Origin of the sequence: Desulfurivibrio dismutans (assembly GCF_029210385.1) — a bacterium.
GTDB lineage: Bacteria > Desulfobacterota > Desulfobulbia > Desulfobulbales > Desulfurivibrionaceae > Desulfurivibrio > Desulfurivibrio dismutans.
In genome coordinates, this window is the sequence record NZ_JARGDQ010000001.1 from 413,989 (window position 1) to 429,851 (window position 15,863).

The window sequence follows — 15,863 nt, forward strand, 5'->3', positions numbered from 1 at the left end:
TGACTTAATAATGAAGTTCTTATCGCGTTTAAGCAGAGGGGGAGCGGCGCGGCATATTCCTGTCTAATATTCTTGTTCTCACGGTACCTTGTCCGGTTTCTTAATCGTACCTTTCCCCGTCTGACTTGTCTTGTCCGGCTTGTCTCGTTTTGTCGGCAACGAGACACGTTTTCATTGGATGCTTGTAGCTGGCCAGGGTCTGGACGGGCCGAAGGGTGATGTGATGAAAACAAGTTTTACCATGACAAGAAGAAAGTCGAAAAAAACCGGCTTCGGCCGGCTTTTGATGGTGTTGGCGATGGGCCTGTTTTGCACCTTGTGGGGTGGAGGGGGTTCACCGGTCCAGGCGTCGAGCGAGACCGGGATTGCCTGGCTGCTGGAGCAGCAGCAGGATGATGGTCGCATTGCTGCCGCCGATGAAGTCATCGCTCACCACGCCACCTTTGAATCATTTCTCACTCTTCATCTGCTGGGGCATGACTCCGGCTCCGCGTTCCAGGAAGCTCTTCAATATCTGGTGTCAGACGCCTCCAGCGAGCTTTCATTTCTGGTTAGACGGCTAAAGGCAGCCGCGCTGCAGAGAGAAAACGTCGATGGTTTGCTGAGTGAACTAGCCCGGTACCAGAATCCTGACGGGGGCTTCAGTTCACGACCGGGCTGGGGAAGTAGTCTACTTGACACCATTGAGGCATTGGAGGCCCTTAGCGTGGCAGGCATGCGGGAAGCTGCGGTGGTGCAACCGGCCCTCAACTATCTGCTTCAGCGCCAACACGCCGACGGCAGCTTTTCCATCACCCCGTCCAGCCCGTCTTCTGTATACCTTACCTCTCGAACGCTGCTTGTGCTGCAAAGTCAGCTTTTTGATTACAACCTTTCCGGTCCGCTGCAAGGGGGTGCGGATTTTCTCCTGCAACAACACCAGGCCGGCATCTTGTGGGGAGAACCATGGGAAAGCGCCCAGGCGCTGCTGGCCTTGATCCCCGCCGTCACCGATGCGACTCGCTATGACGATTCGGTTGCCGCCTTGCGCGAGCGTCAGAATGCATCCGGTTCATGGGATGGCAGCGTTTACGCCACCGCTTTAGGTCTGCGGGCAATCTATTTGGCGGAGCAACGGGAAGCGCCGGTCGTTGAACCGGAAACGGGAAGCATTACAGGCAGGGTTCAGGATGCGGCGACCGGCCTGCCTTTGGCCGGCGGGCGTGTCACTTTGCCGGACACGGACTTTGAGGCTTTGATCCGCGACAATGGCGGCTTTGAGTTGGGCGAGCTGCCTCCGGGAGAGCACACGGTTGAGTTCGGTTATGCCGGTTATGATTCGGTTTTCCGCCAAGTGCGGGTGGAAGCCGGCAGACATCTGGATATGGGCATCGTTTTGCTTCACCCGTTGCTCGATTCCGGGTTGTTGCGGGGTGTTGTAACCGATGGCGTCAGTGGCGCCCTGGTGCCCGGTGCCTTGGTGGCGGCGGTGGGTGAGGAACAGATCTCGACCATGACCGGCGCCGATGGCGGTTATCAATTGGAACTTAGGGTGGGGGAAGTATCGATTACGGTCACCGCCGATGGCTATGAACCGGTAACCGTCAATGCAACGGTGGTTGCCGGGGCGGTTCTCAACTTCTCACCGGCCTTGCTGCCGGCAGGCACAGAACCCGAAAGCACCCTGACTCTTCGGGGCAGGGTGCTGGATTCCTTTGATGGGACTCCGATTGCCGGCGCCCTGGTCACCTCACCCGGGCCGGTCGAGACTCTCACCGGCAACGATGGCGCATTTCTGCTTGAGGAGCTTGTCCCGGCGGAACTCATCCTTGCAATCCAGGCGGATGGATATCTGGGCGTATCCCTCTCGCTGCTGGCGGACCAAGGCGGCTTGTTTGATCTTGGGGGCTTGCGCCTGGCCCGGATAGAGCTTCCCGAAACCAGCACCATTCGCGGGACGGTACACGCGGCCGACAGTGGCGAACCGATTGCCGGCGCGCTGTTGACGGTTGCCGGTGAATCGGCCGAAAGCGACGATGCGGGACGCTTTGTGATCGAAGGCATCAAGAGCCTGAATTTCGAACTGGCTGCCGCCGCGCCCGGTTACCATGCAAGGCGTTACGCGGTGGAATTTGCCGAACACGGTCGCGCCGAGTTGGCCGTGGTATTGCAACCGGCATCATACGGCGGGATAGCCATCACCTCCCTGACCGCCGAACGCCCGGCATACCCGGCTTACAGTCAGGTTCTCCTGAATGCCGCCCTGGAAAGCAGGGCCGACAGCGAACGTTTGGTACGGCTGCACCTGCGGGTGATGGATTCCCAAGGCGGTCTGATTGATGAGTTTGGAGTGACGCCCGAGGCGGCGGGTGGACTTGCTGCCTTCAGCCTTGCCCCCGGAACGGTCAGGGAGGCGGCGATCAGTTGGTATAACCGGCACTACCCGCCGGATACCTATACGGTCTGGCTCCAGGTTCATGATGCCGCCTCCGCGGAACTGCTGGCCGAGCGGACTGCCCGGGTAGTGGTGGAAGAGACCAGGTGGCTGGAATATGTGCGACTGGCCGCCGACCCTCACCAGGCCAATCAGGGAGCATCCGAAGCGGTGCGGATTCTGCTCTCGCTGCGCAACCGGTCCAATGTTTCGTTGACGCCGAGCGTTACCTACGAGTGGCGCGATCCCGAAGGGATGCTCCTGCATGCCGATACCGCCGTGGTGGAGATCGATCCCCGGACGATCTCCGCCACCCTGCCCCTCGCCTCCCTGGAATGGAATTTTGCCCGGGCTGGCAGTTACCCCTTCAAGCTTATCGGTATTGAAGGGGTCGAGGCAGCGACCATGGAGGCAGGCACGGTGGAAGTGGCGCCGGATATCCGCATCGAACCCCGGCAGAATCTGGAACCGGAGCAAGTTCTGCCCCAAGGCGATCAGCGGCTGCGCATGAGGATTCGAATCGAGGGGGGGCAAGCGCCATGAGGACGAAATTAATCGCGCAAGGTCTCAGGTTGCTGGCGGTGACGCTTTGTTGTTGGCTGGCGCTGTTCAACAACGCCCAGGCGCAGGAGCGTGAGTTGAAGGATACCTCGGGTACCGAGTTTATCTTCTCTTTTCTGTTCAACTATACTGGTGGCAGCACCTTGAATCTGTTTATCGCCTCCCGGGAAGATACCCAGGGTACCGTTGAAATTCCGGGGCTCGGATTCTTTACCTATTTCACCGTTGAGGCCGGCCAGGTGACGACGGTCACGGTTCCCGGCAATGCCCAGAATTTGCCCAGTAACCAGGTGTCCAACCTTGGTGTGCGGGTGGCGGCCGACGCCCCGGTCCATGTTTACGGACTAAACCGCCGGCAATATACCACCGATGCCTTTCTGGGACTTCCGACCCATGGACTGGACATGGATTACCTGGTGATGAGCTATTTCGGGGCGATGGGATCGCAGTTTGCGGTGATCGGAGTTGAAGACAATACCGAGGTGACCATCGTTCCGGCCGCATCCGTGCCCGGTCGCCCGGCGGGGGAACCGTTCACCATCACCTTAAACCGTCTGCAGACCTTTCGGCTCAGGGGTAGTGCCGACCTTACCGGAACCTCCATTGCCGCCAGCGCACCGGTGGCGGTAATGGGCGGTGAGGAGTGCGCCAATGTGCCCCGGGGAGTATACGCCTGCGATCACATTGTCGACATGATGCCCCCGCTTACGGCCTGGGGAAAATCCTTCCTCACCTATCCCCTGGCAACCCGGCTGCGGGGTGATCTCTTCCGGGTTCTGGCCTCTCAAGATGGAACCGAGGTAAGGATCGACGGCGAGCCGGTTGCTACCCTCAATGCCGGGGGCTATTATGACCAGATACTGACCGCGCCGGCCCGGGTCGAGGCCAACGCTCCAATGCTGCTGGCTCAATATTCGGTGGGGCAGAGTTATGACCGGGTGCCCTCCGACCCTTTTATGATGCTGGTGCCGCCCAGCGAGCAGTTTCTTGACCACTATGTTTTTGCCACTCCCACCAGTGGTTTCAATAATTTCGTCAATATTGTGATCCCGACGCCGGCCGTCGAAACCCTGCTGCTGGATGGCGAACCCCTGGACCCGGAGCTGTTTCATCCCATCGGCGACAGCGGCTTCAGCGGCGCTCAGGTGCCGCTTCAGGCCGGTTCCCATGCCATCGCAGCGGGACAGCCCTTCGGCATCTATGTTTACGGGTTTGCTTCCTATGATTCTTACGGCTATGCCGGCGGCGGGGCGATGGAAGTGATCAACCCCATTCACGGCGACTATCGTAATGTACGTGTTATCAGCACCATCGCCACCGGCGGAATCGATCTGGAAGCGGACTCTTTCCTGCTGCCGCCGGAGCGGATCGAACAGCACCCAGACCGCCTCGAGATCGAATGGAATTTCCCGCAATTTGCCATCGGCCAGGTGCAGGATCTCGACTTCGATCTTACCCTGCGCGATGCCGTGCCCGGAGAGCAGCGCCTGGTAAGTCACAGCCTGGAGCTTATCTACGAGGATCTCAACGGCAACGAGCATCGCCGCACGCTGGGGGAACAGCTGGTGACCGTGCTGCCGTCGGTTTACCGTCTTGATCTGGCCCTGGACAAAGCGGTTTATACCTTGGGCGAATCCGCGCTTGTTCAGCCCGGCATCACCAATATGGGCGCGGTTGACGGTATGGTGGCGCTGACGCTTGAGGTTCGGGATGGAACCGGTAATTTTGTCGCGCTGCTGCCCGGCAGTGAAGCGCTGGCCGTCGGCGCCGGGCAGCGGGTTGATCCGGCCCCGGAGCTGTTCGACACCACCGGGATTTACACCGGTGATTACCAGGTTTACGCCCGGGTGCTGGATCAGTACGGACAGCTTGAGCTCTCCGCCGTGGCCGACTTCCGGGTGGATCAGCCCGCCGGCGTCGGGCTGACGGCGGCGGTAGCCACCGACCGGGATACCTATGAGCCGCAGCAGTCGGTGACGATCAGCGGCCGATTGCGCAATACCGCCGTCGGCGCCCAGATCGAAGGCCATACCGTAACGGTTGCCGTGTACGAGCCCGGCGGCGGGGAGTTGTGGCGGGATGAAAATCCGTTGTCCACCCTGGCTGCCGGCGGCCATCAGGAGTTGGCGTGGTCCATGCCCTTGGGCGCGGCGTCTCCGGGCGGCTACCAGGTTGTACTAACCGCCCATGACGTCGGAGGCGCCTTGCGGGCCCTGGCCGAAACCGGGTTCCAGGTACTCTCCACCGCCGAGACCGGCGCCGGCCTGAGCGGCCGGTTGTTTGCCGCCCCCAACCCCGTGTATCGCTTCGAGCCGCTCCTGCTTTCCGCCCAAGTGGCTAATTACGGCAACGCAGCCCTCATGGGTCTACCGGTCACCCTTACCCTGGTTGATCCCGCCGCTCAGCAAGAGTTGGCGGGCTGGAGTGAAACTATCAACCTGGAACAAGGAGCCGGTCACGGCTTCTCGGCTGACTGGAACGCAGAAGTGGCCGCCGACACGGTACTACTGGCCGTGCTGCGGGCGGAAATTGGCGGTGAGATCCGCACCCTGGCCAGCGCTCCGGTGCGGGTCGAGGACAAATTCCTCTCCACTCCGAATATTGGCGAACGCGGGCGGGTGCTGGTGTTGCTGGACGATGTTTCCCCCAGTGAGTGCCGGGGGGTGACGGCCCTCAATCTGCATCTCGAGACGTCCCAGCCCCTGGCCGGCGGAGAAGTGGTGCGGGTGGAACTTCTCGATGAAAACGGCCGGCTGCTGGATGTGGAAACCGCGATGGCGGACGAGCTTCTGCCCATGGACCTCAGCCCCGGCAGCGGCGCCAACCTGGTGCTGCGGGAGATCTCCACCCACGGCGTGGCCGTCGAAATCAGGGCCCCGGAAGGCGGCACGTTCACGGAAGGTTCCCATCGGTTGGTCGCCACCCTGTATCAGCAAGACCGGACCCATTCACTGGATTCCGGTCTCCTGCCGGCCGGCTGCGCCGATCTACCGCAGCCCGGCACCGCGTTCGGTGATTTTATTTTAACCGATGCCGATATCCACGGGGACGGATCAAGCCGACAACGCCGTGCCTTCCTGGAAGAACTGCTCACGGCCCATGGCTGGTCCCATACGGTGGTTACCGATGGTTCCGCTTTCGCCCGGGAGCTGCGCCAGGGCGGCTACAGCGCCTTCCTGCTGCTCTCCTCCCGCGTCAAGCTGGACAACCAGGTAAGCCGCGAGTTGCGGGAGGCGATTTTTGCCGGCCGGGGTCTGGTCATGGCCGGTATCCATGATCAACGCAATCATCACCTGCTGGCCGCCTCCGGAGTCGAGGTGGTGGGGGTTCATTCCCATGCCGACGGGATTGTTTCGCTGCCTTCCGTACCTTTGGCGGTGCCTGATCTGGCCTTCGTCCAAGAGGAATTGCCGCAGGCCCTGCGCCTGGCTGGAGCGGTCCCGCTGGCCGAGTATCTCATTGACCGGGGTCGGCCCGGTGATCGCACGTCAGTGGCCTGGCATGAGTATGGTCAGGGGCTGGCCGTGACCGCCGGTTTTGACCTTCTGAGCCAGGCCCATGCCGCTGGGGCGGAGAGTGGTTTTGCCGAGCTGCTTCCGCAGGCCTTGACGCACGTTCATCCCGAGCCGGCCATCAACCGGGCCGGCATGGCGGTGCCGGTGTACTGGCGGCTCGACAACCGGGGTAAAGCCGTCGCTGTCCGGCTGCACCTCGAGGTTGCCGGCGGGAGGATCGTCGATCCCGGCCAGGGTAACCCGGCGGGCTATCAATGCCTCTCCTTTGACCTGGATCTGCCCGCCGACGGCTCGGCCGAGGTCGGATTCTGGTGGCAACTGCCGGACGAGCCGCAGTCTGCCGTGGTCACCGCCCGGATCGAGTTGCGTGACGGTGGCTGGTGGGAGGAGTACGGCATCACCAGCCATGTCTTCCCGGTGGAACCCCTGCCGACCTTCGAGGAGCTGCGCACGGTGCTCATCTGGCTGGCTGCCCGGGATCGCGACTATGGCCGGGTTCTGCGTGAAGTTGAGCAGGCCGAAGGCTTTCACGGCCGGGGGCGGCCCGAACAGGCCGTCTTCCATCTGCTCAAAGCCGCTGAAATCCTGGGGGGCATGGATGGGGAGCAGGCGGAGGAGGTCCGCGACTCCATGGCCTGGCTGATTGTTCGTATTGCCAAAGAGATATGATGCAAATAACCGTGAAGGAGCGATACCCATGAGCGCACCCCTGGCCCTGATGCCGCGCCCTGGCACTCTGTTTCTGAAATTCACCGCCGTGGCGGTGCTGGTGGCCTTTGTCATGCAGATTACCCAGCCGGTGGTGTTGGCCTTTCAGCCCGGAACTCCGTCCGGCCAGGACCGGCAGGTCCGCAAGCCCGACCATAATGAACAGCTGGCCAAGCTGCTGCGCGAAACCGGGGACACTTTGCAGGCCGCGGAATCAGGGTTGCGCCGGGGTCTGGCTGTTGCCCATGAGCGCAGGGCCCTGGCGGATCTTCGCCGCCAGTTGGCGGGCCTGGACCGGGAAGTACTGGCGGAGTTCGACGCGGTGGAGGCCATGTTGCGGGAACGCGGCGTGCCGGAGGTGATCCTGGAGCGCCACCGCGAGACCGTGACCGCCTACCGGCAGGAATTCGGGGCGTTTAATGAAGAGCTTGCCGCGGTGGAAGAGCCCGGGATTACTGCTGAAGAATTGCGGGCGAGGGTGGTGCGCGCCGGGCGGCGTCTTGGCGGCCACCAGCTTGAACGCTCGCCCCGCCCGTTCGACCCCGCCGTGCTGCCCCACGGCCCCAGGCTGCCGGCACCGGACAACCATCCCCGGGAGCGCGGCGAGGATTTTCCGGTCAGCGGGCTATATAACACGCCCCCGCTACGGTTAGCCGCCCTGGAGGGTTTCCGCTTCGACACCCTGCCTGGAGCCGATGACCCGGCCTATCTGGCCGAGAGTGTGGAGGTGCGCCTCAGCCCCGCCATCCTGGCCAAGGCCGCGGAGTTGGAGCATCAACCGGTGGCCATTTACCACTGGGTGCGCAACCATGTTGAATGGCTGCCCTCCTGGGGCGCGGTGCAGGATGCCGATGTCACCCTCACCAGCCGCCGGGGCAACGCTATGGATATCGCCGGCCTGCTGGTATCGCTTCTGCGTGCCTCGGGGGTTCCGGCCCGCTATGTGCATGGCGCCGTCGAGGTGCCGGAGGATCGTTTCCGCAACTGGGCGGGCGGTTTCGAGCAGATCGAAGAAGCGATGAATTACGCCCGTTCAGGGGGCATTCCCTTGACCGGCCTAGTGGCCGGCGGTAAGGTCTCCCATGTGCGGATGGAACACGTTTGGGTGGAAGCGGCGGTGGATTTCCTCCCCTCCCGGGCGGCGGTGATGCGCCAGGCCGACACCTGGCTTGGCCTGGACGCGGCCTTCAAGCAGTATGAATATCTTGAAGGGCTCGATCTGGCCGCCATCACCGCTATCGACGGCGAGGCCTTGGTGCAGCAATTTATCGACAGTGGTACGGTCAACGAGGAGCAGGGCTGGGTGCAGGGCCTCGACCCGACGGTGGTGGAGGCGGCCCAGGAGCAGGCACGCCAGGCCCTGGAAGCCCATATCGAGACCATGACCGACCCCACGGTGGGCGAGGTGGTCGGCGGCGGCAAGGTGATCCTGCAGGAGGAAGCGGTGCTGCCCTCGGGATTGCCCTATCAGCGGGTGGTGGAAGGCGCCCGCTATGCCTATCTGCCCCAGGCCCTGCAGCCGCGGATCACCTTCGGCATGGGAGCGGATCTCTTCGGCGACCCCCAGGTGCAAGAGAGCTTCCCTTGGGCCCAGCTCAACAACCGCAAGGTGACGCTTTCCTTCCGGCCGGCCACCGAGGCGGATGAGGAGGCGCTGCTGGCGCTGCTGCCCGAGGGCGAGATCACCGATCTCAGCCAGTTGCCCACCAGCATTCCGGCCTACCTGATCCAGGTCATCCCGGAGCTAAGCGTGGAGGGCGAGACGGTGCTGACCGGCAGCCCCATGGGCCTGGGCGAGGAACTGGACTTTTTCTACCGTATCAGCGAACCGGGCTATGGCAGCCGCCATTATCCCCATAAGGTGGTGGCGGGCTCTTATCTTGCGGTGGCGGTGATCGGCGGCAGTGTGGCGGTGGGTAGCCTGGATGAGGTCAAGACCAAGATCGAACAGACCCGGAACCTGCTGGAGGCCGCCGACGAGGGCCTGCCGGCGGGCCTGAGCCGCGAGGATCTGCTGGGTGATATCTTCCACGCCGGACTGCTGGGCTACTTCGCCCAATACCAGGCCCTGGGCAAGCTGGCGGCCTTGAGCGGGCAAAACCATTTCCAGCTTGCCACCTCGGCCGGCACCTTCGGCTATGTGCCGCGGGTAACCTATTTCTTCGGGGTACCCCGCACCATCGCCGTCGGCGGCATGGTGATGGATCTGGACCGGGTGATGCACGTCAGCAGCGTGGACGGCAAGGGGGATGAAGCCTGGAAGAACTTCAACTTCCAGCTGGGCTCCCTCTCCTCGGCCCTGGAGCACGCGGTGCCGGAACAGATGTTTGTAACCCAAGAGAGCCAGGGTGAGGCGATCTCGGCGGTCAAGGCCCTGCAGAAAGCGGCGGCCCAGGGCCAGCGGATATACCATATCACCAGAGAAAACCAGGCCGCAGCCCTGCCCAACATCCGCCACGACACCCAAACCATGGACGAGATCCGCACCGCCCTGGCGGTGGGCAAGGAGGTGATCGTCCACACCAACCCGGTCAGCGTCCCGGGCTGGCAGGGCGCGGGCTACGTGATCACCGATCCGCACACCGGCGCCGGGGCCTGGAAGATCGGGGGTGGGGCCAATGGTAGTTTTCTCAATGATATTAACATATTGGCTACAATAGGTGGGTTTTTGGCATCGGTGGGATCACTTGCGCTTATTGGCGAGAACATTAAATCTCCTTTGTTGACTAGTTTTGGCAGATTACTTGCGGGGGTAGGTGTTGCATTCACATGGTGGTATATTCTGGATGAGACCGACTCTCCTTTAAAAGCCCTTACAGGCGTTTTGCTCTCGGCAGTAACTGCCGTTTATGTCGGTCTCACAGCTTCAGCGTTGGCTTGGTCAGTTACGCTCGGCACCTCGGTAGTAGCAGCCGTATTTTTTCTTTTCGTAGTAACTGCGATAACTTCGCTAATTCTAACACTTTTGATTGACTATCTTGTCTCGTATATCTTACCTGTAATCAGAAAACGCATGTATGCAGCAAATGTTCAATGGTTAATTCCTGATTGTTTCAGTGGTTACCGCGTGCCGAAGTCAAGACCGATAGCATTGAGCGTAACGATATGAAAACAACAAAAAAAAGAAGAACGTTGCGATATGCAGATAATTACGTTCATATCGCGCTGTTGTTCATATATATTATATCTTTTTTTAGTGCTGCAGGGTCGTTGCTGGTCATATTTGACCTGCTTTTAGGCATACGAATAACAAAGGTGAATTTGTTTGATAGTATCGTTATATTTCTGGTTACCGTTTCAGCATGTTTGGTGATTATTGCTTTTTGGCGAAGATACTGGTTTTTACCTGTTGATTTACGGTGGCTCATAACGCAACATGGTGGAACCGATATCCGTCAACAAAGCTCATACAGAGGGGTGCTGGTTCGGGGAAGGCTGGGATCAATGTGGTTGCTGGCGACGCTCAATTCACCAATTCTCGATGCTGATCCAATGTTGCATAGTTACGAGTTCTGGCGCAAATTATCACGAGGGTTTCCGGAGTTCATGTTTGAAGGAGCACGGGTCAGCTTTGTGCAACCGGGTGATTTTGATCAACTGCCGCAGATTGATATCACCGTTATCGGCCAGGAAGAAATTAGTCCTGCTGAGACGGGTGTTCCGGCCTTGGACCGTGCAATAAAGAGCGCCGCACAGTCATTGGATGATGAAAATATCACTTTGCGTGTTGAGGTTCGTTCACAATGGCTCTTGGTGGAAGTGGATGGTGGAGTCTGGCTGGGTGCACGTTTTATGCATAAAATTGAGCAAGCTATGAAATTTTCTCAAATCTTAACAGGGCAACTGGTCGGCATATTTTCTTTTTTAGACGCTGATAATTGGGAAGTGGAACAGAAAAATTTTTTTAGAGGATTACGCGATCCTCCTGACATGCCGGAGCGAGAGTTATATGTAGTACCGAGGCGAAAAAACGCATGAAGTGAGTCATTCCGGCCTGCTGGGTTATTTCGCCCAGTACCCGGCCCTGGGCCATTTAATGGCCTCAAGCGGCGGCAACCACTAGGGCTATGAGACAGAAAAAAAACAAAAATGCAACAACATCCAAATTGCAGTTAATTCCTTTAACAGTATTTATTGTTGTCGTTGTTAATTATGGGATTTGGAATATTTATTTCCTGATTCTTTCTCTACCTTTTTTCGACAATTTTCAAGGCACTCGAAAAATTCTTACTGTTTCGGGTTACGGTTTGGCGGTGTTTTCGTACGTATATACAGCTATATATGCTTTTAGGTTTTTGGGTCAGATTACACAAGATCGGTAGTGGCGCCATATCATTGACATGGTACGAGATGGGCCAGTAGTTCAGCGAGCAGTGGAAAAATTTCAACTTCCAGCTCGGCTCCCTCTCCTCGGCCCTGGAGCACGCGGTGCCGGAACAGATGTTTGTAACCCAAGAGAGCCAGGGTGAGGCGATCTCGGCGGTCAAGGCCCTGCAGAAAGCGGCGGCCCAGGGCCAGCGGATCTACCATATCACCAAAGAAAACCAGGCCGAAGCCCTGCCCAACATCCACCAGGGCGCCCAAACCATGGACGAGATCCGCACTGCCCTGGCGGTGGGCAAGGAGGTGATCGTCCACACCGACCCGGTCAGCGTCCCGGGCTGGCAGGGCGCGGGCTACGTGATCACCGATCCTTACACCGGCGCCGGGGCCTGGAAGATCGGCGGAGGGGCCAATGGCTCGTTTACCGAAGCGGAAATTGCGGATGCGGGTCTTACGCTATTGAGTGTAATCACCGACATCGCCAGCTTTTTGGCCAAAGCCGGGGTTGCCCTGGCGGTGTATATGACTGCTCTTGAAGATGTCAGCAAGGTCATCGCAGGAGTCAGTGCTGTACTAACCGGTTTATTGATTTATCATGCTACTGATTCCCACCTGAAGGGAGTGGGGGCTTTTGCGATAGATTTAATGCTCACTGTTCTTGCGAGTTTGGCGGCGAAAGCGATGTTTGGCCTGCTGGTCACATCTGTTTCTCCTGTCCTGGCTTCAGTTTTCGTCGTGCTTAGCGTCGCCTTTGTAGTCTCCAGGATCAAAACACTGATAATGGAGACTTATTTCCTAACGAGGAACACCGTTGGAGCTAGGTTTGCGCGGCATTATTACAATTGGCAGATGGGACTATGGCTACCGCAAAGTATTGGTTAACTGTTCAAAATCCAATTAGATGCCGTTGGGACATGCCGCCGTATATCCTGGCCATCTCCTACTTTCTTTATTGGTTTGGAATGGGTGGCATTGCCATAGTGTCGGTGGGAGAATTTCTTAAACACTTTTTCTTTTTTCCTGTTCACGCACCAAATGGACCATTTCATGAAGCCGTTCTTGTGATAGCTTTTTCTTTAGCTTTCATATTGTTCTGGCGCCTACCTTTATGTCTGAAGCCAGATATTAAGCGAGTAGTGATGGCCATGGGAGGTACCTTTCTTGCCGAAAAGCGGCTCGCCAAGGGACTGGTCGGGAAGGTTGGGTATGAAATTCGTTTCGATAGGCCATTCTTCGACTATTGGCCTCACCCACGGGGAGTTGATGTGCAAATAGGTGGATATAATCCCAAATACATGCGAAGGCTGTCCGAGATCAGATTGCGGGTCGACCTCGAAAAGCCCCTGTCCCGTCGTGTGCGACTCTGTCCGGGGAATTCCGAAAACGAGATTATCGATGATACCCTCGCGGTAACCGGCCAATGGCGGCATGCTTTCGAGGAATCTTTTGGCAATGAGCCGGGCGACTGGGAGTTAGAACTGGAGCAAAACCGCCTTTCGGCCCTGATCAGAAGTGGCACCTGGGAGGGGACCACCTTTGCGGGCAAGGTACGCAAGGGAATTGAGTTAATGCACCAGATGGCTGACGATTTGGCTTCCATAGGACACCTGGAGACCAATTAGCAAGGTCCACCCATGTGCGAATGAAGCAGAGCTGGGCACCGGGACCATACCTTGGGCCCAACTCAACAACCGCAAGGTGACGCTTTCCTTCCGGCCGGCCACCGATGCGGATGAAGAGGCGTTGCTGGCGCTGCTGCCCGAGGGCGAGATCACCGATCTCAGCCAGTTGCCCACCAGCATTCCGGCCTACCTGATCCAGGTCATCCCGGAGCTAAGCGTGGAGGGCGAGACGGTGCTGACCGGCAGCCCCATGGGCCTGGGCGAGGAACTGGACTTTTTCTACCGTATCAGCGAACCGGGCTATGGCAGCCGCCATTATCCCCATAAGGTGGTGGCGGGCTTTTATCTTGCGGTGGCGGTGATCGGCGGCAGTGTGGCGGGGTAGCTTACGGGAAGAGGTCAAGACAAGGATCGAGCAGACCCGGGACCTGCTGCAGGCCGCAGACAAGGCACTGCTTGATGGTCTTACCAGCGAGAGGAAGCTTCCCTGTCCTGGATAACCGAATCCTCCTCTTGATGTGCAATTATTTCCATACCCCTTCGATTTTCTCGCCGCAGGCGGGGCAGGTGTCGGCGGCCAGGAGGTTGTCGTCGATACGGAAGCCGTGTCGTTTGATCAGCAACGTTCCACAGGCCGGGCAGTAAGTGTTTTCGCCGCCGCTGCCGGGGATGTTGCCTTCATAGACAAAGCGCAATCCGGTTGCAAGGCCGATTTCCCGGGCCCTCTCCAGGCTGGCGGTGGGGGTCGGCGGCCGGTCCAGCATCTCGTGGGTGGGGTAGAAGGCGGTGACGTGCCAGGGGATGCCGGGGTCGGTCTCCTTGATGAACCGGGCGATATTTTGCAGCTCTTGGTCGCTGTCGTTAAGGCCGGGGATGAGCAGGGTGGTCAGCTCCACCCAGACCCCCAGCTGGTGCAGCCGGCGGATGTTGTCCAGCACCGGCTGCAGTCGGGCCTGGCAGACCTGGCGGTAAAACTGATCGCTGTAGGCCTTCAGGTCGATGTTGATTCCATCCAGCACCCCGGCCAGCTGCCGGCTGACCTCTTTGGTCATGTAACCGTTGCTGACAAAGACGTTTTTGATGCCCCGCTTTTGGGCCAGCACGGCGCAATCGTAGGCGAATTCATAGAAGATGGTGGGCTCCACGTAGGTGTAGCTGATGCTTTGGCAACCGCCGGCCGCCGCCGCCGCCACCACTTCGGCCGCCGTCCGCTCCTGTCCGGCGATTTCGCCCCGGTGCAGGTGGGGGTACTGGGAGATATGGTAGTTCTGGCAATGCTGGCAGCGGAAATTGCAGCCTACGGTGGAGATGGAGTAGGAGCGGCTGCCCGGCAAAAAATGAAAGAGCGGCTTTTTTTCGATGGGGTCGAAATTCTCCGCCACCAGCCGCCCGTAAACCAGGCTGTAGAGCTTGCCCGCCCGGTTTTCCCGCACCCCGCACAAGCCCCGCCGACCATCTTTAATCCGACAGTGGTGGCTGCACAACCCGCAGACCACGGTGGCGCCCTTTTCCACCTGGTAAAACATCGCTTCCCGCATGGCGTGTCTCTCCGTTATCTGTTTTGCTGAACGCCTTTTATTACAGCACAGGGCAGAGATGGTTGTCAAATAACGCTTGCCTGCCGAGTCCTACGATGACCCCCAGCGCGTAGGCCTGCTTTACTTGCTGATCAGCCCGCGCAGGACTTTGAGGTTTTCGATGTCTTCGGTCAGGTCCGGGCCTTTGTCGGTTTCCAGCACCATGGGGTGGTTTTTGAAGCGGGGGTCGTTCATCAGCAGGCGGAAGCCTTCCAGGCCGATCTCGCCCTGGCCGATATGGGTGTGGCGGTCCACCCGGCTGCCCAGAGGTTTGGTGGCGTCATTCAGGTGGAAGAAATGCAGGCGCTTAAAGCCGATGATTTGGTCCAAGGTGCTGAAGGTCTGGTCGTAGGCCTCGGGGGTGCGCAGGTCGTAGCCGGCGGCGAAGGCGTGGCAGGTGTCGAAGCAGATGCCGAAGCGCTCCGGGTGCTTGGAGGCTTCGATGATGACCGCCAGTTCCTCGAAGCGGTGGCCCAGGTTGGTGCCCTGGCCGGCGGTGTTTTCAAGTAGAATGGTCACCCGGTTGTCGTCGCCGGCCTGCGCTAAAGCGGTGTCCAGATTTCGGCTGCAGCGTTTCAGCCCCGCTTCGGTGCCCTGGCCCAGGTGGGAGCCGGGGTGCATGATCAGCCATGGGATCTGCAGGGTTTGGCAGCGGACCAGTTCCTCGGTGAGGGCCTGGATGGAACGCTGTTCGGTCTCCGGCTTGTTGCCGGCCAGGTTGATCAGGTAAGAGTCATGGGCGGCCACCGGCATTTTTGTGCCGCCGCCGGCGGTGGGGCCGATTTCCCGCCAGGCCCGCAGGAAGGTTTCCGCCTCTTCGGGGCTCACCGGGGCGGCGCGCCACTGGCGCTGGTTGCGGGTGAAGATCTGCAGGGCCTCGCCCCCCACCTGGCGGATATGCTCAAAGGCATGGTGCAAACCGCCGGCCACCGACATGTGCGCTCCCAACAGGGGCATGTTGTTCTCCTTGGTAACTGTCCAGCAGCAACCCCGAAAGCGGCGATCGGCCCGGCTTGCGTACCTGATGTACGCGGCGCCGGTCCGCTTGCCGCAACCTGGGCACTGCTGAACAGTTACGCGTTTGCTTTAAATTTTCATGTGAAACCAATTACCGGGTTTGTCCCGTAAACGTTCAGCAGTGCCG

The 15,863-nt window shown here is 59.5% G+C and carries 9 protein-coding genes; 7 read left to right on the top strand and 2 right to left on the bottom strand.

The genetic code is table 11. The features are described from left to right. Window positions 1–223 precede the first annotated feature (223 nt). The 7 genes from P0N66_RS01860 (at window position 224) to P0N66_RS01890 (ending at window position 13,527) form a co-directional block, all read left to right on the top strand. Window positions 224–2,956 (top strand): carboxypeptidase regulatory-like domain-containing protein, encoded by a 2,733-nt coding sequence (locus P0N66_RS01860; RefSeq protein ID WP_275802246.1) that lies wholly within the window; start codon window positions 224–226, stop codon window positions 2,954–2,956. After that, a complete protein-coding gene (locus P0N66_RS01865) occupies window positions 2,953–7,158 on the top strand; it encodes a hypothetical protein (RefSeq protein ID WP_275802247.1) in 4,206 nt (1,401 codons plus the stop codon). Before P0N66_RS01860 ends, P0N66_RS01865 begins: the two co-directional genes overlap by 4 nt. Before the next feature lie 28 nt (window positions 7,159–7,186). Further along, on the top strand, window positions 7,187–10,306 hold the full coding sequence (locus P0N66_RS01870; RefSeq protein ID WP_275802248.1) for a transglutaminase domain-containing protein: 3,120 nt from the start codon (window positions 7,187–7,189) through the stop codon (window positions 10,304–10,306). Beyond that, window positions 10,303–11,175 (top strand): hypothetical protein, encoded by an 873-nt coding sequence (locus P0N66_RS01875; protein WP_275802249.1) that lies wholly within the window; start codon window positions 10,303–10,305, stop codon window positions 11,173–11,175. The genes P0N66_RS01870 and P0N66_RS01875 overlap by 4 nt, the downstream gene beginning before the upstream one ends. Before the next feature lie 450 nt (window positions 11,176–11,625). After that, a complete protein-coding gene (locus P0N66_RS01880) occupies window positions 11,626–12,402 on the top strand; it encodes a hypothetical protein (RefSeq protein WP_275802250.1) in 777 nt (258 codons plus the stop codon). Further along, on the top strand, window positions 12,378–13,142 hold the full coding sequence (locus P0N66_RS01885; RefSeq protein WP_275802251.1) for a hypothetical protein: 765 nt from the start codon (window positions 12,378–12,380) through the stop codon (window positions 13,140–13,142). Before P0N66_RS01880 ends, P0N66_RS01885 begins: the two co-directional genes overlap by 25 nt. A gap of 76 nt (window positions 13,143–13,218) precedes the next feature. After that, on the top strand, window positions 13,219–13,527 hold the full coding sequence (locus P0N66_RS01890; RefSeq protein ID WP_275802252.1) for a hypothetical protein: 309 nt from the start codon (window positions 13,219–13,221) through the stop codon (window positions 13,525–13,527). 139 nt (window positions 13,528–13,666) lie between these two features. Here the strand turns inward: P0N66_RS01890 and amrS are convergent, their stop codons facing one another. Beyond that, window positions 13,667–14,680, bottom strand: a complete 1,014-nt coding sequence (gene amrS, locus P0N66_RS01895) for an AmmeMemoRadiSam system radical SAM enzyme (protein ID WP_275802253.1) — start codon at window positions 14,678–14,680, stop codon at window positions 13,667–13,669. A gap of 120 nt (window positions 14,681–14,800) precedes the next feature. Beyond that, a complete protein-coding gene (locus tag P0N66_RS01900) occupies window positions 14,801–15,676 on the bottom strand; it encodes a deoxyribonuclease IV (RefSeq protein ID WP_275802254.1) in 876 nt (291 codons plus the stop codon). Window positions 15,677–15,863 lie beyond the last annotated feature (187 nt).